The organism is Proteus genomosp. 6 (assembly GCF_040139785.1).
Classification (GTDB): Bacteria; Pseudomonadota; Gammaproteobacteria; order Enterobacterales; family Enterobacteriaceae; genus Proteus.
In genome coordinates, this window is record NZ_JBEEVJ010000001.1 from 163,735 (window position 1) to 184,287 (window position 20,553).

A 20,553-nucleotide genomic window follows, 5' to 3' on the forward strand; every position below is an offset into this window, starting at 1 on the left:
TCGACTAGGTTGCTCACATTAACTTCGTCAATTTATTAATAGTCGTAGCTGACTTGTAACCAGAATTGACGACCTGGTTCATAAGATTTGTAATCTTTATCTTGGTAAGTGAAGTAGTCAGCCACATTTTTGGTGTTAAGGACATTATTCACTTCAACAGAAATACCGACACCATAAGCAAATTCAGGTTTCCAACCCAGTTTGGTATCCCAAGTAAAACGGCTACTGTAATTACGTTTTTTGTATTCAAATAATGGACCATATTCACTTGGTTTTGGCGCGCCATTATTGACTTTTTCTGCTTGTGAACGAGCACCATTCCATTGAAGTCGGTTATACCAAGTAATATCCCAATCATCCCAAACACTGGTGAGTTCAGCCGTGACTTTTAATGGTGAGTTAAAATTGCCAGAAGGTAAGTCTTTGGCATTGATGATTTTTCCGTCATACCAAACTTTGTCATAGTTCATTCCTTGTGAACTAGGATCGAAATTGGCGTAACCAGAATCTTTAGGGGTATTGGTTTTGCTTTTCTGCCAACTAATAGAAGCATTAAAAACATGATCTGCTTGGGCTAATTCCCAAGGCTGACTGTTTTTCACTGAAAGCGTTAAGGTATCGTGAGTGCTGCGACCATTATTATTGAAGTGACGAATTCTTATTTTGTCTTTGTCATTCGGGTATTTTGTATCACTACGGACTTCGTCACGACCTTCACGATGAACGTATTGCAGACGCCAAGTTGTAGACACAATTTCTTGTTGTAAACCTAACGTAATTTCATCGTTATACGGTGTTTTGAGAGAATCAACACCTTCAAAGTCGGTACGGTTTTCCCAATCATTTGGATTGTTGTTATCACAAGAGAAATAGCAGTGCTGTAAGCCTGCATTTTGTGCGCCATACAGTGCGTAAGTCAGCATGGAACGACCGTAATAACGGTTTACACCACCAATAATTAAGGTATCACCTGTTCCCCAAAGATCATAAGTTCCGCTTAAACGTGGAGAAATATTATTTTTTTGAACAAAATCATCACGATCTAAACGGATACCAGGACGTAATGTGAGGCGTTTATATTGGATATTATCGTCGAGATAAATAGCGTAGTTAGTATACGAAGCATCATATGTGCCCGCTAAGAAACGCGTTGTTTGCTGCAATGAACCCATCCACTGATTATCCCATGTGGAACCTGTATAGGTGTAGTTGTAATAGGTTTTGTCGCGGATATAAGAGCCTTTAGTTCGGCTAATCTCAAATCCTGTCGTTGGCTGGTGACTCACGGCACCCCATTCAACAGGGTTAAATCGCATAATACTTTTTGCGTTATAGGTTTCTTGTCTACTTTTCAGATCACCTTGACCACCACTGCTAACCTGCTGTGGGTTTTGCCAATCGGTATAATCTTTAATGGTGATAAAGTAGTCTTGATCATTAGTACGCTTATCTTCAAGGTTTTGATAACCCGCCGTTAATTCCAATGAACCAAGATCAAGTTGGTGTTTATAAAGTGCGGTAAAACTTAAACCATTATGTTCGTTGTCATAGCCTGAGTTATAGACAGAACCTGAGAATAAATAACTATTATAACGTGCAATATTGCTCGATAAATCAAGAGATTGTTTCTCTGAGATATCCCATGAATATTTAATAAAATAGTTATCTGATGTTCGAGTTTGATCTTTATAATGAGGCGTTTGCTCAACTTGTTCTAACTGACCATCTGGAGTCAGAATAATTCCGCCTTCTGCACTTATCATCATCGGGATCGTTGATTCACGACGAGATGCAGAGAAAATAAGTCCGGTGTTGTCTGTTAAGCCTGTTTCAAACCAACCACCAAAGTTTTGTTTATCGTATTTTTTCTGGAATCGAGCAGGATTACTAAAATCGTTATTTGCGGTATCAAAATTTAGTTTTGGATCGGTGAAAATATTGTTCCAGCTTGAACGTGTTGTACGATAATAGGCGTTGGCGTGTGTTTCACCAGACCAACGACGACTTTGTACTTCAACCGTTCCCCCCGTAAATCCGCCGAATTCGACAGGAATATTGTTATCGTAAACTGCGACGCTATCAATTAAGCGACTATCAAGGTACATCCCTTGTTCATCACTACTAATGCGTGTGTTGGTTTCACCTAAACCTGAATTAGCAGGGTCAAAATCGTTGTTAAAACTGACACCGTCAAGTTTGTAAGAGTTTTGATAACTACTAGAGCCGTGAATAGAGATACGCGAAGGTTTAATTTCACCCTGATTCATTGAGGTGCTGTCGTTATTGGAAAATTGAACAGCAGGGTTACTTTTTAGTAAGTCAGTAACGTTTCCATCACCTGTATTACGCTGTTTTATCTCTTCTGAGGTGATGTATTGTGGGGCTGAAACCACATCAGTAGCTGGATGATATGTACTACCGACACCGGTTACTTTAACTTCAGGAATAACGATCGCGTTGGCAGTTGCAAGGGGGCGAATAACAAACCCACTGCCTTGTGGAATAATTTCTAATCCACTCCCGATTAAGACTTTTTGTAATGCAGTTTGGGTTTCAAATTGACCTGAAAGTGCTGGAGCACGTAGGTTTTTAACCGAATTTGCATCAAATAAAATTTGTACTTGTCCTTGTTTTGCAATGGCACTTAATGAATCAGCTAAAGACTGCTCTGGTAAAGCCACTGAAACTGTAGATGCATAAGCGCAAGGTGTGGCAATAGTGGTACTTATTAGCAATGCTAGTAAAGACCTCTTAAGGGTCTTTTTTTTGTTATTCATTCTCATTTCACCAATCCCATTCACTAACTTAATAATTGTTGTTACTAGGGAAGAGGGTGAAATGAGAATTATCCTCACCTGTAAAAAAGAATATTTTTCATATTTCTTTTTACTTATTGATAATTAAAGCATTATTTTTATCAGTGAAAACAACATTAACCGGCAATATCAGTGGAATTGCGGTAATAAAGTCTTTGGCATCATTTATGTTAGCGATCCCTGAGACTTTCATTTTGGCGATTTCGGGGGAGGAAATTTGAATATTGATATCAAGATAAGGTTTGAGCTTGGTTATCACTTCATTCAATGGGCGCTCAAAGAAATGCAGTTGACCAAAACGCCAACTTCCCACGGAATCAATATTGACCGAAGAGATAACAAAGCTATCGCTGGCTAATTTGCTTGTAGCCTGAGAGCCTGCGTACAAATAGGCTGGCGAAGATTTCGGTGTTGCTTTTACTTCAACGATCCCTTCATGGACAGCAACGTTAATTTGATTGTTATCATAGCGACTAACTTCAAATTCAGTGCCAACTACTTTAATTAATCGGGTATCAGCATGCACATAGAAAGGGCGATACGGATTTGATTTTACCTTGAAATAGGCTTGTCCTTTATCCAACCATAAACGCCTTTCTTCTTGCACATAAGCCACTCTTACCTGTGTATTTCTGTCTAAATAGACTTTAGAGCCATCAGCTAAGGTCATTTCTTTCGGTAAATCGCTGGTTGCAAGCGTCATATTATCCATCAGTAATGCAGGTAAATGACTATAAGGAAGATATAAAACGGTGAGTAAACAAAGAGTAGCCGTGGTGTGGATCATTGGGCGCCAAAAAGAGCGTTTTTTCTTTTCAACGGTGGCGATTGTTGGTCGTGGTAATGCATCGCATTGACGCCAGATCCCAGCAATATCTTGATACGCTTGCCGATTTACATCATTTTCTATCCACACTTTAAACGCTTGACGTTGCTGAGGTGTCATCCTTTGGCTATATTGTCGGGTGAACCAAAGGGCTGCTTGCTCATCAGTCGATCCATTGAGTAATTCATCATTAGTCTCCAAAAAAAGGGAGTCTAGCTCCTCATCTGTGTGAGGTTTTATTTCCGGTATATTTTTTTCCGGCTTACTCATCATTCGAGCATTTCTCCTGTCCTGCATCGACATATCTTTTGCAATGTAATAGGGCAGCGGCAATATGTTTTTCCACCATACTGATTGAGATTTCCATTTGCTCTGCAATTTCGCTTTGTGATAGTCCATCAAAACGATAAAGAACAAATGCTTCTCGACGGCGTGGAGGTAATGTTTCAATTGCTTCGCTAAGTAGATCTAAACGCTGTTGATGCTCAACGACATACCCCGGATCAAGCTCCGTGGTATAACTTTGAGCGGCGTCATCTAATTCACAATCATCCTGATAGATATCTTTTTGCTTTTGATTTTTTCTCCAATGGTCAATCAAAACGTGGTTCGCTATTTTAAACAGAAAAGCACGCTGTTCTTGCACAGGTGTTTGTTCTTTTCTGTTTAGCCATAGTGTAAACACATCTTGAGACAAATCATCTGCATCATGGTAATTACCCGTACGTTTGTGGAAAAAACGCACAAGTTGTCCATAGGTTGATTGATAGGCACAACTAATTTTTTGTGCCAATGATTTATCGCTAGCCATAATCTCTGGTGTCTAAAAAAGAGTGAAATAATAAGCTCTTACTGCTTCTCATGCGAACAAGTTATGATAATTATCAAGCTAATTTTTTATTGTATTATTAATAATAAGCAATATCATTTGTGTTTGTATTATGCCTATAATTCACAAGAAAGAAAATCAGAGGCAAGAATTATGAGTAGTATGTCGGCGACTTTTTCACGCCGTGGATCATTTTCTATTGGTGGATTAACCGCCAGTATTTTATTTCATGCAACGTTAGCTGTTGTCGCTATTGGCTGGATAACATCTAAAGATGAACGCCATGGTGTTTTACCACCAGCGATGACAATGGATCTTGGTATCTATCAATTAGCACAGGCAGAAACAAAAGAAGTTCCTGTTGGGCCTGAAAAAGTGATGTCTGTTCCTGAACCCGCAGAGGTAGAGCCAGAACCTATCAAAGAAGTGTTAGATTTACCTAAAATGCCTGTAGTAGAACAAGGTACTTATGAGCGTATTCCAGAAAAGCCAAAAGTAAAACCAGTGGTGAAACCAAAACCTGTTGCGGTGAAAGTACCTGATGATCTTCCTGTCTCAGAAGCACCATCAGATGTAACAAGCGCACCTATTTCTGGTTCTAATACAAGTAGTAGTGCTCAATTTAATAGTTTATCTACTTCTTCTGTGAGTGGGCAAATGGGCTGGGAAAGCTTAGTTCATAGCCATATTAATGCCTATAAACGCTACCCACGCACAGCATTGCGCTTTAAAGCAACGGGCGTGACACAAGTTTCTATTGTGTTAAATGCAAAAGGTGAGTTATTAGACGCGAAAGTAGAAACATCATCAGGTAATCGTATTCTTGATAGAGAAGCGTTAAATACGATTAAACGTGCTTCGCCATTTCCAGCGCCTGAAAGCTATCGTTTAGTAAATGGTAATATTTCATTTACTGCGCCTTTAACGTTTGATTATAGGCAAGAGAGCTAAGTTATTATTTATAATTATTTACTACATAATAAACTAACTATTAAAAATAAATAATTTAAAGAAACAGAAACTAAAAAACCACCGTAAGGTGGTTTTCTAGTTTTAATCTTTGTGTTCGTCGGCATCGCAATTTTTCAGCGTCGCGGGGAAGATTGCCGGCTCTTTTATCCCCACCAACGAAACAAGAGTATCATAGTGAAAATATAACATCAATATAATTATTCAATAGAGTTTTTGTATAATAAAATCTCATTATCAATTTCATCAATATGTGAAGCGTGACTTCCATTTGTATACATATACATCTCTTTTAAGAGCAGTAAATTATTTTTCAAATGATATATCTCTGATTCTAATTTATTATTCTTTATTTTTAAATCCTCTAATTCTGAATATAATTTATTTTTTGATATTGATGATAATAATCCTTTGTCTAATAACTTTCGATCGTTACGGCAAATAGATGCTCGATAATCCTCATGTCTATAGTATCTTTTACGAGTGTTTAATTTAAATAAAGGAGGAAGTATTCGCGTTACACAAATAGTTTGGATCATATCACATAAAGCATAAGTTTCTTTTTTAGCAAGATCACCAATGTTTTTTATTGATTCATCTGATAATTTAAAAATAGAGGAATTAACGGCTAAGTCATGAGGCTTTTTTGATGTGAGTGGAATGACTTTAACTCCTCTGTCATCTGCTTTTACGACAATCGCAGGCCTTCTCTTATGCATTTCACCCTGTTGAATATTATCAGGATAGCGTTTATTTGTTTTTATACTGGCATCCAAAGTGACACATGAGAAGATATGTCCAAATTCAACAATAATAATTTTACCAAGATATAATATTGATTTAGCACTTTTATAATTTTTATTTTTTAATGTTTGAGATAAATAAATATCATCTGAAACATTTCTTGGAGATAGCCAAATATTTATAATAATATTGTTCTCAGATAGAGTTTGAATTTTTGAACTTTTTATTTCCCATCGGTGCTCTTTTCTACCGATAAATGATTTTGTGATAAAAACAGGATAGAAATTTTCTTTATCAATGTTATCTCTAAATAGTGGAGTGATAATTTCATTTATACCATTTAGAATAACATGACCTAATAATATTTCAGTCCGATAATTATAAAATTCAAAATAATTAATTCTTATCATAATATAATCCGTTAAGTAATAGTGAGGTATATCTGTGTTTTCGGGATTATTTTAGATTAATGTGACTTTATTTTTTCTATTTTAAACTTTAAATATATTTATTAAATTTCAAACTAATTAAATATAAAAAAGCAGAGAATAATCTCTGCTTTTATTTTTAGTCGTAAGGAAAATAATTAAAACTATTTTGTCATACGTTTGTATTTCATGCGACGAGGTTGAATAGCGTCGTTGCCTAATGTACGTTTTTTGTATTCTTCATATTCAGTAAAGTTACCTTCGAAGAATTCCACTTTACCTTCATCTTGATAATCGATGATATGCGTGGCAATACGGTCAAGGAACCAGCGGTCATGCGAGATAACCATTGCACAACCTGGGAACTCTAATAGGGCGTTTTCTAATGCACGTAAAGTTTCAACGTCGAGGTCGTTAGTTGGTTCATCGAGCAGCAACATGTTACCGCCAACTTGTAGCAGCTTCGCAAGGTGTAAACGACCACGCTCACCACCAGAAAGTTCGCCAACACGTTTACCTTGGTCAATACCTTTAAAGTTAAAACGACCAACATAGGCACGGCTTGGGATCTCAAAGTTGCCAATACGCATAATGTCTTGGCCACCTGAAACTTCTTCCCAAACAGTTTTACTGTCGTCCATGCTGTCACGGAACTGATCAACAGATGCCAGTTTAACAGTATCACCTAAAGTGAGTGTACCTGAGTCTGGTTGTTCTTGACCCGAGATCATACGAAATAGTGTTGATTTACCTGCACCGTTAGGGCCGATAATACCGACAATCGCCCCTTTAGGAATAGAGAAGCTTAAATTATCAATCAGAACGCGATCACCATAAGATTTTGTTAGATTATTAATTTCTAACACTTTATCCCCTAAACGTGGTCCAGGTGGAATAAAGAGTTCACTGGTCTCATTACGTTTTTGATAATCAACGCTGTTAAGTTCTTCAAAGCGAGCAAGACGTGCCTTGCCTTTTGCTTGGCGACCTTTAGGATTTTGGCGGATCCACTCAAGTTCTTTCTGAATAGATTTATGACGAGCCGCTTCAGTTGCTGCTTCTTGCTCAAGGCGCGCGTCTTTCTGCTCTAACCATGAAGAGTAGTTACCTTCCCATGGAATACCTTCACCACGGTCAAGTTCTAAGATCCAACCCGCTACGTTATCAAGGAAGTAACGGTCGTGGGTGATCGCCACAACAGTACCTTCATAATCATGTAAGAAGCGCTCTAACCAAGCCACAGATTCTGCATCCAAGTGGTTAGTTGGTTCATCTAATAACAGCATATCTGGTTTTTCTAACAGGAGACGACAGATAGCAACACGGCGACGTTCACCCCCTGAAAGTTTCTCAATTTTTGCGTCCCATTCAGGTAAACGTAGCGCTTCTGCTGCACGCTCTAATTGATTTTCAAGGTTATGGCCATCATGAGATTGAATAATCGCTTCTAACTGACCTTGTTCTTTTGCTAATTTATCGAAATCAGCATCAGGATCGGCATAAGCCGCATAAACTTCATCAAGGCGGTTTAATGCGTTTTTCAGTTCGCTGACGGCTTCTTCAACGGCTTCACGTACTGTATGTTCTGGGTTTAATTTTGGTTCTTGTGGTAAGTAACCAATTTTAATACCTGGTTGTGGACGTGCTTCACCTTCGATATCAGTATCAATACCTGCCATGATGCGTAGTAATGTTGATTTACCAGCACCATTAAGACCAAGCACACCAATTTTCGCGCCCGGGAAGAAGCTGAGTGAAATGTTTTTAAGGATATGTCGCTTAGGTGGGACAATTTTCCCGACACGCAACATACTATAAACGTATTGAGCCACTATAATTACCCTTTGATTATAAAAGAGATTTTATCTGAGGTGCCACTTTTTGCGCTAAAAACAAATTTTTTGTGATTAAGCCGCGTGTTTATGGTACCAAAATGAACAATAGCAAAGTCAATGCCAGTATTTTGCCAAAGACCCGAAAATGATGAAAGTCGCCAGTATACCCGATTTATAAAAGAAAACCTTAGTCAAAAGAGAGGTTTTTATCCACCTTCCGTACTTCCTCTGAAAGTAAAGAAAATTTCTCTTAAAGAGGGGAACTTACATTGTTAATGATTATCATATTAGCTAATGTATTCACTCTTTGGTGGTTCTATTTGAGGTGGGAGAAATAACGTGGTGAAGCAAAAGTGGTCGTTAGCAGTGGCAATTGGGGCATTGTGTTTTTCTACATGGGTGCAAGCAGATTCATTAAGTGAACAACGTGGCCGTTATCAAGAAATTAAGTCAGCATGGGATCTGAAACAAACAGATGAAGTAGAAAAACTACTGCCCACATTACAAAACTATCCACTTTATCCTTATCTGGAATACCGTCAAATTACGGATAATCTTGATGTTATTGCGCCAGCAGTGGTTACTGAATTTGTTGCTAAATATCCCACATTGCCACCAGCAAAAGCACTTCCTTCACTGTTTGTGAATGAATTGGCTAAGCGCCAAGAGTGGCAGAACTTACTGACTTTTAGCCCTAATCCACCAAATCCTAAAGCCGCAAGATGTAATTATTATTATGCAAAATGGGCAATAGGTGATATTCAAACGGCATGGGTAGGGGCTAAAGAAGCATGGCTTAATGGCACATCAATGCCATCAAGTTGTGATTCACTTTTTGATGAATGGCAAAAAGCTAATCAATTAACACCCGAGTTGGTGTTAGAACGCATTAATTTAGCGGTTAAAAATGGTAATACGGCGCTTGCTGCTTACTTGGCTCGACGTCTCCCTGAAAATTATCAAACCATTAGTGATGCCTTGGTTGAATTACAAGACTATCCCAATTTAGTTGGACGCTATGCAACCACTCTTTCACCGACAGATTTCACACGTTCAATCATACAATCTGCATTTTCACGTTGGGCAAGAAAAGACGCAGATGCAGCAAGAGCACAACTGGACAATATCGCGCATGCACAAAAAATGACAGCCAGTGAGCGCCAGTTAATGCGTGATACTGTGGCGTGGCAATATATGCCTTATGCGACACCAGAGCAGGTAAAATGGCGTGATAGCATTATTCAAGATACAGCATCAGATACATTGCGTGAGCGCCGTGTACGCCTAGCATTAAGCCAAAACCAACCTGCTGAATTGGCATTGTGGTTAGAAAGGCTCTCTCCGGAAAGTAAAAATAAGGAAGAGTGGCGTTATTGGCGAGCAATGGTGTTGCAATCACAAGGTAAAAACAGTGAAGCACAAGCTATTTTAGAAGCGCTAACACAAAATCGTGGTTTTTACCCAATGGTTGCAGCTGCCAAATTAGGTAAGCCTTATGTGATGGTGATAGATAAAGCCCCAAGTGTTTCATCAAACATCCCTAATCAGCCAGAAATACAGCGTGTTCGTGAATTGATGTATTGGCAGATGGATAACTTAGCGCGATCAGAGTGGGCAAACTATGTTGCTTCACAGCCAGCGCAAATACAGTCTGAATTAGCGCGTTATGCGTATGAGCAAAAATGGGCTGATTTAGCGGTGCAAGCCACGATCACAGGGAAAATGTGGGATCATCTAGAAGAACGCTTCCCTCTTGCTTGGAAAAATGAGTTTGAGCAATATACGAAAGATAAATCGATCGACCGCAATTATGCGATGGCGATTGCTCGCCAAGAAAGTGCGTGGAATCCTCAAGCCCGTTCTTCAGCGGGTGCAACAGGTTTAATGCAGGTTATGCCAAAAACAGCAGAGTTTACGGTAAAACAAGCGGGGATTACGGGATATACAAGTAGTGCGCAATTGACAAATCCTGTGAAGAATATTGAGATTGGTACCGCTTATCTTGATTCTGTCTATCAGCGTTTTAACCAAAACCGTATTTTAGCAAGTGCTGCGTACAATGCGGGGCCTGCGCGTGTTGATCGTTGGTTATCTGATGCAAATGGTCAATTAGATGCAATTGCTTTTGTTGAAAGTATTCCTTTTGCTGAAACTCGTGGTTATGTGAAAAACGTACTCTCTTTTGCTGTTTTCTATAGCTATTTTGCGGGTGAACAGCAGCCAGTACTGACTGAAAATGAGTGGAATAGCCGATATTAAAGGATAAAAAAAGGATTTATTGTTGGAGCCTCTTTGTACATTAGCAAAGTATGATATAGTTTGTACTAGTTAATGAGTGTGGCAAAAAGAGGTTCCCACGATGCAAGATCCTGCATTATCACCTGAAGAGAATGAGCACTGGCTAAGATTTGTAGAGTTATTACAACATGCTTTTGAGCAAGATGTGCAATTTCCTATTTTACAACTTTTAATGACACCTGATGAACGTAGTGCTTTGGCAACTCGAGTTCGCATTGTGCAAGAGTTAATGCGAGGGGATTTAAGTCAGCGTGAGTTAAAAGAAGAGTTAGGCGTTGGCATTGCCACCATCACTAGAGGCTCTAATAGTTTAAAAACAGCGCCACATGATGTGAAATTATGGCTTGAAAAAGAGCTAATGACGAAAAAATAGTCGCGTTGTTACTCTCTAGACTAGAATAATAAAAAGCCATTTAATTATTTGATTAAATGGCTTTTTTTGTTTCTTTTTTATCTAACAGCAAACTTATCTAGAAGCTGGGTTATCTAAAAAAACGCATTAGATTAATTATTAATCTTCTTTTTGATTGAGTTCTTTATAGATATCATGAGTGACTGGTACTAATGCCAGCACTAATGCTTGTTGATACACAGAAGTACGACTGAGTAGGCCATCAGTAAAATAACCAATCGCACCGCCACGCTGTTTAATGTTGTCAATTTTTGTTAAGAAAGCCATTTCATCGCCAAGCTCACGACCTTCACGGATCCCTTTTAAGATCTGTTCTGGTAGCATAAGGCTTGCTGAGCGTGATTCTCCACGAATTTGACCATGTTCGACAACAATCCAAGCAAAGGTCATATCATCTTCTATACCGGCTTCGACGCCAACCCAAAAATCAGCTTCAGGGCGAACTTGACGAGCCGCCATCACACGTTGACGTGCGCCAGTTCTCGTTTCTGTATTTCCGATAGGTTGCTGTGGAACACGACTATCGACATTAATATCTTCAATATCAAAGGTATCTTTACCGAATACTTGCTCAAAGGCGAGTTTTATCGCGTTGATTTTTGCTGGATTCGTAGTGGCTGCAATGACATGATACATAATGAATTAATCATCCTTTGAAAAATTAGAGCAGTATAACGGAAAAAATGTATGTTACAGGTCTATCTTGTTCGCCACGGTGAAACTGAATGGAACGTGGCGAGACGTATTCAAGGGCAATCTGATAGCCCACTAACAGCGAATGGTGTGCGTCAAGCACAGCAAGTTGCTGAAAAAGTAAAATCAGCAGGCATTACCCACATTATCTCAAGCGATCTTGGCCGTACTCGTCAAACGGCAGAAATCATTGCACAAGCTTGTGGCTGTGAAGTGATAACTGACCCACGTTTACGTGAACTCAATATGGGCGTTCTTGAACAGCGAGAGATCGCAACATTAAAGACACAAGAAGAGGCTTGGCGCAAGAGTTTGATTGATGGTACACCTGATGGACGAATTCCCCAAGGAGAATCAATGGCAGAATTAGCAAGTCGTATGCAGGCTGCGCTAAATCAATGTCTTGATTTACCCGCAAATAGCCGCCCACTCTTAGTCAGTCATGGTATTGCTTTAGGGTGCTTACTGAGTACTGTATTAGGATTACCTGCATATGCAGAACGCCGTTTAAGACTGCGTAATTGCTCAATTTCACGCGTTGATTATCAAAATAGCCCTTGGCTTGCTAATGGTTGGGTGATTGAAACAGCGGGTGATGTGAGTCATCTTACTGATACTGCATTAGATGAAGTTCAGCGCTAAAAAATAAAAGCTCTCTTTCTCATATTACAAAGAGAGCTTTTTCTTATGCGGTTACATCTTCGCGTTTAATTGGAATGTAATATTCAAAACGTTCGATATGATCTTGTGGCTCAGTCACCATCTCATTGCTGTAACTCACATTTTTAAGATAGTATTTTTCAACGTCATAGCCTTTACGGCGCGTTAATCCCATATTAGGTAAGCAGACACCATAAATTAGGAATAAAAATTCCTGCATTGCACCACGTTTTGCCTCACCTTCAAAATCAAAGCGAATGTAATCACCGCCAGCAAGAGAGACTTCATTTGCTGCATCATCATCGATAAACGTTGCATAATCTGGCTCAACGGCAGTTGTGTAAAGCACACGTTGTTCGTCTTCATGCTCATCGCTATGTTGTGCGTGGTGAAGCCCATAAACTTGATGAGGGACAGCGCTTATCTTGCTCATGTAGTAACGCCAGAAGGTTTGGCGCATGTTAGAGCAGGCTTCAGCCCATTGCTCAAGGGTGTGGCTACAAGTTTGCTCAATACCAATTAATTTCTTCTCAGATAGCGTTACAAATTCCCATTTAGGTAAATTTTGAGGATCTAAGGTAATTGGTGGACAAATTCCTACCGCACACCATTCATCAGTACGACGATAAAGTGCGGGTGTTCTATCAAATTGCTTTTTAAAAGCGCGGGTAAAAGTCTGTTGAGAATCAAAACGATATTGCAAAGCAATGTCTAAAATAGGGCGGCTCGTTAAACGTAATGCAACGGCTGCACGAGATAGACGCCTTGAACGAATATAAGAACCAATCGCTTGTCCTGTAACTTCTTTAAACATGCGTTGTAGATGCCACTTGGAGTAACCCGCTTTGGTTGCGACATTATCGAGGGATAATGGCTTGTCTAGGTTATTATCAAGCCAAGCGAGCAAATCACGTATGATGTTGGTTTGATCCATACATCTCCCTTAGTCATATTCGTTTGTTTATTGCAGTAGAAGTAGATGGTAAAGAGCCTGAACATCTATAACAAGTTATATTGTTAGACAATCGTAAAATATAGTCTTTTTCATCGACTAATGTACACAAATTCTTCTATCAGTTAGTAATAGATTGTTTTATTCTAGACAAAACTATTTTCTCATCTTTTCAATGGAACTAGGTAAATATGTTAAATTTCAAAAAGATGCTAGCAATATCTATATTACTCCCTTTTTCTTTGATGGCAAAAGCAGAAGAAATTGGCTACGTGGATACGGTATTTAAGTTTTTTGGCGCTAACCATAAAATTGTGATTGAAGCATTTGATGATCCTGAAGTTAAAAATGTCACATGTTATTTAAGCCGAGCAAAAACTGGGGGCATTTCAGGGAGTTTAGGTCTTGCTGAAGATACTGCTGATGCGGCTATCTCTTGCCAGCAAGTAGGGCCTATTGAACTAAGCGAAAAGGTTATTAAAGGGAAAAATAATGGTGATGTTGTTTTCCAGAAAAGAACATCATTAGTATTTAAAAAGCTTCAAGTTGTACGTTTTTACGATAAACAGCGCCATGCTTTAGTTTATCTGACTTACTCAGATAAAGTCATTGATGGTTCGCCAAAAAATGCGATTAGTGCAGTACCTATTATGCCGTGGAAAGAGTGATTTTTATTTACTAGAGAAATTAATGGTTAATAAAATTAATACGAATAAGGTTTAAAATTTTTTTAAAAAAGAAGTTATATTTTTTATCAAAATAGTTGCTGAGATCAATTTTCACTATTTGTGATTTTATTAATCCTTCTTTAGATAAAAGAAACCCCCGAATGGTAATTCGGGGGTTTTTGTTAAGAAAGTGTTTGAGATAGAATCAAAATCACTCGTCTAAATCACCACAGAAGCGATAACCTTCACCATGAATTGTTGCAATGATTTCTGGTGTATCTGGTGTTGACTCAAAATGCTTACGAATACGACGGATAGTTACGTCAACCGTACGATCATGAGGTTTCAGTTCACGGCCTGTCATTTTCTTCAGTAATTCTGCACGAGTTTGGATTTTTCCTGGATTCTCGCAGAAATGTAGCATCGCACGAAATTCACTGCGTGGTAATTTATATTGTTCACCAGCAGGGCTGATTAGTGAGCGACTGTTAATATCAAGCTCCCAACCATTGAATTTATAGCTTTCCACTAAACGGCGTTCTTCTGTGCCATTAACTAAATTCATGGTACGTGACAGTAAGTTACGTGCACGAATCGTTAATTCACGAGGGTTAAATGGTTTAGTAATGTAATCATCGGCACCAATTTCTAGGCCTAAGATTTTATCAACTTCATTATCACGACCGGTCAGGAACATTAATGCAACACTTGCCTGTTCACGTAATTCACGAGCAAGTAACAGCCCGTTTTTACCAGGAAGGTTAATGTCCATAATGACCAGATTAATATCATGATCAGATAGAACATTGTGCATTTCGTTGCCATCAGTGGCTTCGTGTACGATATACCCTTCAGCTTCGAATATGCTTTTCAGGGTATTACGAGTAACAACTTCGTCTTCAACAATCAGAATGTGCGGGGTTTGCATATTTGCTACCTAAAATTACCAAAAATAGAAAAAGGAAATCTGTGTTTAACTTCTGTGTGCGCTTGTGTGGTTATTCATTTTTGTTATTAGCACGTAAAAACTAGACCCAGATTGAAATTCGATAAATAACCATCACGTTATTACAAAACTTGCAATTTTAATCGACAATGAACGCTAAAATCAGAATGCAAAACGCCCATAGTCTATTAACAGCAATATAACACCAGTTGTATTAAATACCATCTAAAAAGCTAACTTTTGTTGACACATATCAAAATCAAGATAACAGCTTAACCTTGATTTCAATAGTTAACTATATAATTTGATTTATGTAATGTAAAAGAAAAATATATGTTAAATATAGTGGGGGTTTATTTTTTTTCCAGTTTTGTTACACAATTTAAAGTAGCATAAAATACCTTATTCCTAATAAAAGTACAAATCCCCAAATAACTCTAAAATAGTAGCTTTATTTTCTTTGTTTATCCCTTTGTGATAGCAATATCTATACTACAATAGGAGTAAGGATCGAATAAATTTTATTTAAGTTGAGTTTATTTTTTGGTGCAAAAAAAGAAAAAATTTGACATCTCTCTCGCTTTGCTTTAACCAGTATATAGTCAAACTAAATTTGAGACAGACAGGATAGTTATGCGTATTTACAGCCCAGCTAAAATGACAATTATTACCACCACCACCGGAATCTTATATTGCGGGGCGGGCTGTCGCATATAAAAAACGAAAATCGAAAAAGCCCGCATTGAGAAATGCGGGTTTTTTTTTGGGTGAAAAATCAGGAGAGCTGTATGCGAGTGTTAAAATTTGGGGGAACTTCAGTTGCCAACGCAGAGCGTGTGCTGAATGTTGCTGATATCGCTGAGAAAAAAAGAGAGCAAGGACAAGTCGCTCTTGTATTATCAGCACCAGCCAAGATAACTAACTACTTGGTTGCAATGATTGAAAAAACGGCAGAAGGCGAAGATCCTCTCACTCAAGTACGAGAAGCCGAGCAAATTTTTGCCAACTTATTACAAGGTTTAAGAGAAAAACAACCTGGTTTTGACTATGAGCGCTTAAAAGATAAAGTTGAGCGTGAATTTGCAGAGATCAAACATATTCTTCATGGGATCTCTTTATTAGGCCAATGTCCTGATAGCATCAATGCAGCGATGATTTGTCGTGGTGAAAAGCTCTCTATCGCTATAATGGGATCCGTTTTGCAGGCTCGTGGCTATAATGTCACTGTGATCGATCCGGTCAAAAATTTACTCGCACAAGGTCATTATTTAGAATCAACAGTTGATATTCCTGAGTCTACTCGCCGCATCTTAGAACTCAATATCGCAAAAGACGATATGATTTTAATGGCAGGTTTTACTGCGGGTAATGAAAAGAATGAACTCGTGGTATTAGGTCGTAATGGTTCAGACTACTCTGCTGCTGTGTTAGCCGCTTGCTTACGTGCAGAGTGTTGTGAAATTTGGACTGATGTTGACGGTGTTTATACTTGTGATCCTCGTTTAGTTCCTGATGCACGTCTGTTAAAAGGCATGTCTTATCAAGAAGCGATGGAACTCTCTTACTTCGGCGCTAAAGTACTTCATCCTCGCACTATTGCTCCAATCGCCCAATTCCAAATTCCTTGTTTAATAAAAAACACAGGCAACCCAGATGCGCCAGGTACATTAATTGGTGATGGTCAAAAAGATGATAGTACACCAGTTAAAGGGATCACCAACCTTAATAATATGGCGATGATCAACGTATCAGGCCCTGGTATGAAAGGTATGGTGGGGATGGCCGCTCGAGTGTTCTCTGTTATGTCAAGAGCAGGTATTTCTGTTGTTCTGATTACACAATCTTCTTCTGAATACAGCATCAGCTTTTGTGTACCGCAAAAAGAACTTATTAGAGCGCAAAAAGCCTTATCAGATGAATTTTATTTAGAATTAAAAGACGGTGTACTTGATCCATTAGATATCATGGAAAACGTCGCTATCATCTCCGTTGTAGGTGATGGTATGCGTACTTTAAAAGGGATCTCAGCGCGTTTCTTCTCTGCTTTAACCCGTGGCAATATCAATATCGTTGCGATTGCTCAAGGCTCTTCAGAGCGCTCTATTTCTGCCGTTATTGCGAATGATTCTGCAACTAACGCGGTGCGTTTATGCCATCAAATGCTTTTCAACACTAATCAAATTGTTGAAGTCTTTATTGTCGGTGTTGGTGGTGTTGGCAACGCATTAATTGAACAAATCCATCGCCAGCAAGCATGGTTGAAAAATAAGCATATTGATCTTCGTGTATGTGGTATTGCTAACTCAAGAGCCATGCTGACAGATATGCAAGGTATTGATTTAGATAATTGGCAACAAGAACTTAAAGAAGCCAAAGAGCCTTTTAGCTTTAGTCAACTTATTCGTTTAGAAAAAGAGTACCACTTCTTAAATCCAGTGATCGTTGATTGCACATCAAACGAAGAAATTGCGCGACAATACGCAAATTTCTTACAAAATGGCTTTAACGTGGTTACACCAAACAAAAAAGCGAATACGCTGTCGATGGACTATTACTACCAAATTCGACAAGCAGCGGAAGCTTCACGCCGTAAGTTCTTGTATGACACTAACGTTGGCGCAGGTTTACCGGTTATTGAAAACTTACAAAACTTGCTCAATGCGGGCGATGAGTTAGTTCAATTTAATGGTATTCTTTCAGGCTCCTTGTCATACATTTTTGGTCAACTAGATGAAGGTAAAAGCTTATCTGAAGCGACTCTTTCAGCAAAAGATAAAGGTTTTACAGAGCCTGATCCTCGTGATGATCTTTCTGGTATGGATGTTGCGCGTAAACTGCTTATTTTAGCGCGTGAAGCGGGTTATAAATTAGAACTCAGTGATATCGATGTAGAGCCTGTGCTGCCTGTTTCATTTGATAGCTCAGGTGATGTAGCCAGCTTCTTAAACCGTTTACCTCAAGTTGATGTTGAATTTGATGCAAAAGTCGAAGAAGCACAAAAAGTAGGTAAGGTATTACGTTATGTTGGCATCATCAATGAAGGAAAATGCCAAGTTAAAATAATGGCCGTTGATGCAAATGATCCTCTGTTTAAAGTGAAAAATGGTGAAAATGCTTTAGCCTTTTACACTCGCTACTATCAACCTATTCCATTGGTATTACGTGGATATGGTGCTGGTAATGATGTTACTGCTGCTGGGGTGTTTGCAGATGTATTACGTACCTTATCATGGAAATTGGGAGTTTAAGCGTGGTTAAAGTTTATGCACCGGCATCAATCGGCAACGTGAGTGTCGGATTTGATGTCCTTGGCGCGGCAGTTTCACCTATTGATGGGCAATTATTGGGTGATTGTGTCACCGTTGAAGCGGCTTCGGCATTTACACTTGAAAGTAAAGGGCACTTTGTTAGCAAATTACCTTCAGATCCTAAGCAAAACATTGTGTATCAATGTTGGCAGTTATTTTGTGAAAAATTAGGCAAAGAACTTTCTGTTGCAATGACGCTTGAGAAAAATATGCCAATTGGTTCTGGTTTAGGATCAAGTGCTTGTTCTGTTGTTGCGGCATTGGTTGCACTTAATGAATTTGCCCAAAAGCCTTTTGGTGAGAGACAATTGCTGCTGATGATGGGGGAGCTTGAAGGTCGTATTTCAGGTAGTGTGCACTATGATAATGTTGCACCTTGTTATTTAGGTGGGTTACAACTTATTTTGGAACAAAATGGCACTATTTGTCAGTCTGTACCAACATTTGATGATTGGTATTGGGTTATGGCATATCCGGGAATTAAAGTTTCTACGGCAGAAGCTAGAGCGATTTTACCAAAACAATACTCTAAAGCAGACATCATTAACCACGGTCGTTATTTATCGGGTTTTATTCATGCTTGCCATACTCAGCAATCAGGACTAGCCGCTAATTTGATGCAAGATGTGATTGCAGAGCCTTATCGTACCCAACTTCTTCCGGGGTTTGAAAAAGCCAGAGAGGCTTCGCAGAAGAAAGGTGCATTAGCTTGTGGTATTTCCGGCTCAGGCCCTACCATTTTTACGATTAGTGATTCATTAGAAATCGCACAAGAGATGGCCGAATGGCTGAAACAAAACTATGTACAAAACAGTGAAGGCTTTGTACATATCTGCCGTATAGATACGCGTGGCGCAAGACAGATAGGATAAGTCATGAAATTATATAATTTGAAAGATAATCAAGAGCAAGTCAGTTTTGCTCAAGCAGTAAAACAAGGTTTGGGTAAACAACAAGGGCTCTTTTTTCCACAAGACTTACCTTCGTTTTCTAAAGCTGAAATTGATGAATTATTAGCACTTGATTTTGCAACACGTAGTAGCCGTATTTTAACAGCCTTTATTGGTGATGAAATTCCTGCTGATGTATTAGAAAAACGTATTAGCACCGCATTTGCATTTCCTGCACCGGTAACCCAAGTTGAAGATGATGTAAGTTGTTTAGAGCTTTTCCACGGCCCGACACTGGCATTTAAAGACTTTGGTGGTCGTTTTATGGCGCAAATGTTGTCAGAAGTTGCTGGCAACCAACCTGTTACTATTTTAACAGCAACATCAGGTGATACAGGCGCTGCTGTAGCTCATGCTTTCTACAAATTAGAAAATGTACAAGTTGTTATTCTTTATCCTGAAGGCAAAATTAGCCCGTTACAGGAAAAACTGTTCTGTACATTAGGTGAAAACATTCACACTGTTGCAATTAAAGATGATTTTGATGCTTGCCAGTCATTAGTGAAACAGGCTTTTGATGATGAGTTCTTAAAGAAAACAATGTATTTGAACTCAGCGAACTCCATTAATATCAGTCGTTTGCTTGCTCAAATTTGTTATTATTTTGAGGCCGTTGCTCAAATCCCTGCGGAAAAACATGAGCAGCTAGTGATTTCAGTACCAAGTGGTAACTTTGGTGATCTAACGGCGGGTTTACTCGCTAAATCTCTGGGATTACCTGTAAAACGCTTTATTGCGGCAACAAACGTAAATGATACCGTTCCTCGCTATTTAGATAATGGTAAATGGGAACCTCATCGCACTGTGGCGACGCTTTCTAATGCGATGGATGTTAGCCAACCTAATAACTGGCCACGTATTGAAGAATTGTATCGTCGTAAAGGTTGGGATCTTTCTGATCTTGCTCATGGTTCAGTGAGTGACGAAACAACAGAAGAAACGGTGCGTGAACTCGCGAAGAAAGGCTATATTTCAGAGCCTCATGCCGCGGTTGCTTACCGTTTACTGCGTGATGAGCTGAAAGAGGGCGAATATGGTCTGTTCTTGGGGACAGCCCATCCCGCGAAATTTAAGGAGAGTGTAGAGCGTATTTTAGGGGGGGAGTTGCCATTACCTAAAGAGCTAGCCGAGCGTGCAGATAAAGAATTACTTTCGCACTTCTTACCTGCTGATTTTGCGCAGTTACGTGATTTTTTATTAGAACGTGCGCCTAAATAAA

Annotated in this window: 16 protein-coding genes and 1 other annotated feature; of the genes, 8 read left to right on the forward strand and 8 right to left on the reverse strand. The window is 39.0% G+C overall.

From position 1 onward, the window contains the following. Positions 1-35 precede the first annotated feature (35 nt). The 3 genes from ABN212_RS00780 to ABN212_RS00790 form a co-directional block, all read right to left on the reverse strand. A complete protein-coding gene (locus tag ABN212_RS00780; RefSeq protein WP_349442715.1) occupies positions 36-2,783 on the reverse strand; it encodes a TonB-dependent receptor in 2,748 nt (915 codons plus the stop codon). A 103-nt stretch (positions 2,784-2,886) separates the two neighbouring features. Next, the gene (locus tag ABN212_RS00785) at positions 2,887-3,915 is read right to left on the reverse strand and encodes a FecR family protein (protein WP_232797545.1); all 1,029 of its coding nucleotides are present in this window, start codon (positions 3,913-3,915) and stop codon (positions 2,887-2,889) included. Next, positions 3,905-4,453, reverse strand: a complete 549-nt coding sequence (locus tag ABN212_RS00790; RefSeq protein ID WP_109371879.1) for an RNA polymerase sigma factor — start codon at positions 4,451-4,453, stop codon at positions 3,905-3,907. The genes ABN212_RS00785 and ABN212_RS00790 overlap by 11 nt, the downstream gene beginning before the upstream one ends. Positions 4,454-4,624: 171 nt before the next feature. Here ABN212_RS00790 and ABN212_RS00795 point away from each other — a divergent pair, with 171 nt between their 5' ends. Continuing rightward, on the forward strand, positions 4,625-5,422 hold the full coding sequence (locus tag ABN212_RS00795; protein ID WP_198625959.1) for an energy transducer TonB: 798 nt from the start codon (positions 4,625-4,627) through the stop codon (positions 5,420-5,422). Positions 5,423-5,640: 218 nt separating this feature from the next. Here ABN212_RS00795 and ABN212_RS00800 read toward each other — a convergent pair whose 3' ends face one another. Then, positions 5,641-6,594 carry a type II toxin-antitoxin system PemK/MazF family toxin gene (locus tag ABN212_RS00800; protein WP_198625960.1) on the reverse strand — a complete coding sequence of 318 codons (954 nt, stop codon included), beginning with the start codon at positions 6,592-6,594 and terminating at the stop codon, positions 5,641-5,643. Between the two features lie 182 nt (positions 6,595-6,776). After that, complete coding sequence (ettA, locus tag ABN212_RS00805; protein ID WP_109371873.1) at positions 6,777-8,444, reverse strand: energy-dependent translational throttle protein EttA; 1,668 nt, start codon at positions 8,442-8,444, stop codon at positions 6,777-6,779. Positions 8,445-8,786: 342 nt separating this feature from the next. Between ettA and sltY the strand changes: the two genes are divergently transcribed. Both sltY and trpR read left to right on the forward strand, forming a co-directional pair. Then, complete coding sequence (sltY, locus tag ABN212_RS00810) at positions 8,787-10,706, forward strand: murein transglycosylase (RefSeq protein WP_349442718.1); 1,920 nt, start codon at positions 8,787-8,789, stop codon at positions 10,704-10,706. A gap of 100 nt (positions 10,707-10,806) precedes the next feature. Continuing rightward, a complete protein-coding gene (trpR, locus tag ABN212_RS00815) occupies positions 10,807-11,118 on the forward strand; it encodes a trp operon repressor (protein WP_036911763.1) in 312 nt (103 codons plus the stop codon). Between the two features lie 138 nt (positions 11,119-11,256). On the opposite strand, the gene yjjX is transcribed toward trpR, so the two are convergent. Then, entirely contained in the window at positions 11,257-11,793 is a 537-nt protein-coding gene (gene yjjX, locus ABN212_RS00820) for an inosine/xanthosine triphosphatase (RefSeq protein ID WP_023580954.1), read from the reverse strand. Positions 11,794-11,844: 51 nt separating this feature from the next. On the opposite strand from yjjX, the gene gpmB reads away from it, so the two are divergent. Next, positions 11,845-12,492, forward strand: coding sequence for a 2,3-diphosphoglycerate-dependent phosphoglycerate mutase GpmB (gene gpmB, locus ABN212_RS00825; RefSeq protein WP_109371869.1), 648 nt, complete (start codon positions 11,845-11,847; stop codon positions 12,490-12,492). A gap of 43 nt (positions 12,493-12,535) precedes the next feature. Here gpmB and robA read toward each other — a convergent pair whose 3' ends face one another. Further along, complete coding sequence (gene robA, locus ABN212_RS00830) at positions 12,536-13,444, reverse strand: MDR efflux pump AcrAB transcriptional activator RobA (protein ID WP_198619302.1); 909 nt, start codon at positions 13,442-13,444, stop codon at positions 12,536-12,538. Between the two features lie 227 nt (positions 13,445-13,671). Between robA and creA the strand changes: the two genes are divergently transcribed. Then, entirely contained in the window at positions 13,672-14,130 is a 459-nt protein-coding gene (creA, locus tag ABN212_RS00835; RefSeq protein WP_198619446.1) for a protein CreA, read from the forward strand. Positions 14,131-14,341: 211 nt separating this feature from the next. On the opposite strand, the gene arcA is transcribed toward creA, so the two are convergent. Next, positions 14,342-15,058, reverse strand: coding sequence for a two-component system response regulator ArcA (gene arcA, locus ABN212_RS00840; RefSeq protein ID WP_006535263.1), 717 nt, complete (start codon positions 15,056-15,058; stop codon positions 14,342-14,344). Positions 15,059-15,721: 663 nt separating this feature from the next. Beyond that, positions 15,722-15,842, forward strand: a sequence feature (Thr leader region). Positions 15,843-15,864: 22 nt separating this feature from the next. Between arcA and thrA the strand changes: the two genes are divergently transcribed. Genes thrA through thrC form a run of 3 tightly spaced genes read left to right on the forward strand, consistent with a single transcriptional unit; the run spans position 15,865 to position 20,552 of the window. Beyond that, positions 15,865-18,324 carry a bifunctional aspartate kinase/homoserine dehydrogenase I gene (gene thrA, locus ABN212_RS00845; RefSeq protein ID WP_198632071.1) on the forward strand — a complete coding sequence of 820 codons (2,460 nt, stop codon included), beginning with the start codon at positions 15,865-15,867 and terminating at the stop codon, positions 18,322-18,324. Then, complete coding sequence (thrB, locus tag ABN212_RS00850; protein WP_198619304.1) at positions 18,306-19,256, forward strand: homoserine kinase; 951 nt, start codon at positions 18,306-18,308, stop codon at positions 19,254-19,256. Before thrA ends, thrB begins: the two co-directional genes overlap by 19 nt. Before the next feature lie 3 nt (positions 19,257-19,259). After that, positions 19,260-20,552: a threonine synthase gene (gene thrC / locus ABN212_RS00855; RefSeq protein ID WP_198632072.1), complete on the forward strand. Its 1,293-nt coding sequence runs from the start codon at positions 19,260-19,262 to the stop codon at positions 20,550-20,552. Position 20,553 lies beyond the last annotated feature (1 nt).

What these genes read in the sequence shown, in the direction of transcription:
- ABN212_RS00780 (WP_349442715.1), bottom strand. Translation starts at nt 2,783, where the DNA reads ATGAGAATGAATAACAAAAAAAAGACCCTTAAGAGGTCTTTACTAGCA.
- ABN212_RS00785 (WP_232797545.1), bottom strand. Translation starts at nt 3,915, where the DNA reads ATGATGAGTAAGCCGGAAAAAAATATACCGGAAATAAAACCTCACACA.
- ABN212_RS00790 (WP_109371879.1), bottom strand. Translation starts at nt 4,453, where the DNA reads ATGGCTAGCGATAAATCATTGGCACAAAAAATTAGTTGTGCCTATCAA.
- ABN212_RS00795 (WP_198625959.1), top strand. Translation starts at nt 4,625, where the DNA reads ATGAGTAGTATGTCGGCGACTTTTTCACGCCGTGGATCATTTTCTATT.
- ABN212_RS00800 (WP_198625960.1), bottom strand. Translation starts at nt 6,594, where the DNA reads ATGATAAGAATTAATTATTTTGAATTTTATAATTATCGGACTGAAATA.
- trpR (WP_036911763.1), top strand. Translation starts at nt 10,807, where the DNA reads ATGCAAGATCCTGCATTATCACCTGAAGAGAATGAGCACTGGCTAAGA.
- yjjX (WP_023580954.1), bottom strand. Translation starts at nt 11,793, where the DNA reads ATGTATCATGTCATTGCAGCCACTACGAATCCAGCAAAAATCAACGCG.
- gpmB (WP_109371869.1), top strand. Translation starts at nt 11,845, where the DNA reads ATGTTACAGGTCTATCTTGTTCGCCACGGTGAAACTGAATGGAACGTG.
- robA (WP_198619302.1), bottom strand. Translation starts at nt 13,444, where the DNA reads ATGGATCAAACCAACATCATACGTGATTTGCTCGCTTGGCTTGATAAT.
- creA (WP_198619446.1), top strand. Translation starts at nt 13,672, where the DNA reads ATGCTAGCAATATCTATATTACTCCCTTTTTCTTTGATGGCAAAAGCA.
- arcA (WP_006535263.1), bottom strand. Translation starts at nt 15,058, where the DNA reads ATGCAAACCCCGCACATTCTGATTGTTGAAGACGAAGTTGTTACTCGT.
- thrA (WP_198632071.1), top strand. Translation starts at nt 15,865, where the DNA reads ATGCGAGTGTTAAAATTTGGGGGAACTTCAGTTGCCAACGCAGAGCGT.
- thrB (WP_198619304.1), top strand. Translation starts at nt 18,306, where the DNA reads ATGGAAATTGGGAGTTTAAGCGTGGTTAAAGTTTATGCACCGGCATCA.
- thrC (WP_198632072.1), top strand. Translation starts at nt 19,260, where the DNA reads ATGAAATTATATAATTTGAAAGATAATCAAGAGCAAGTCAGTTTTGCT.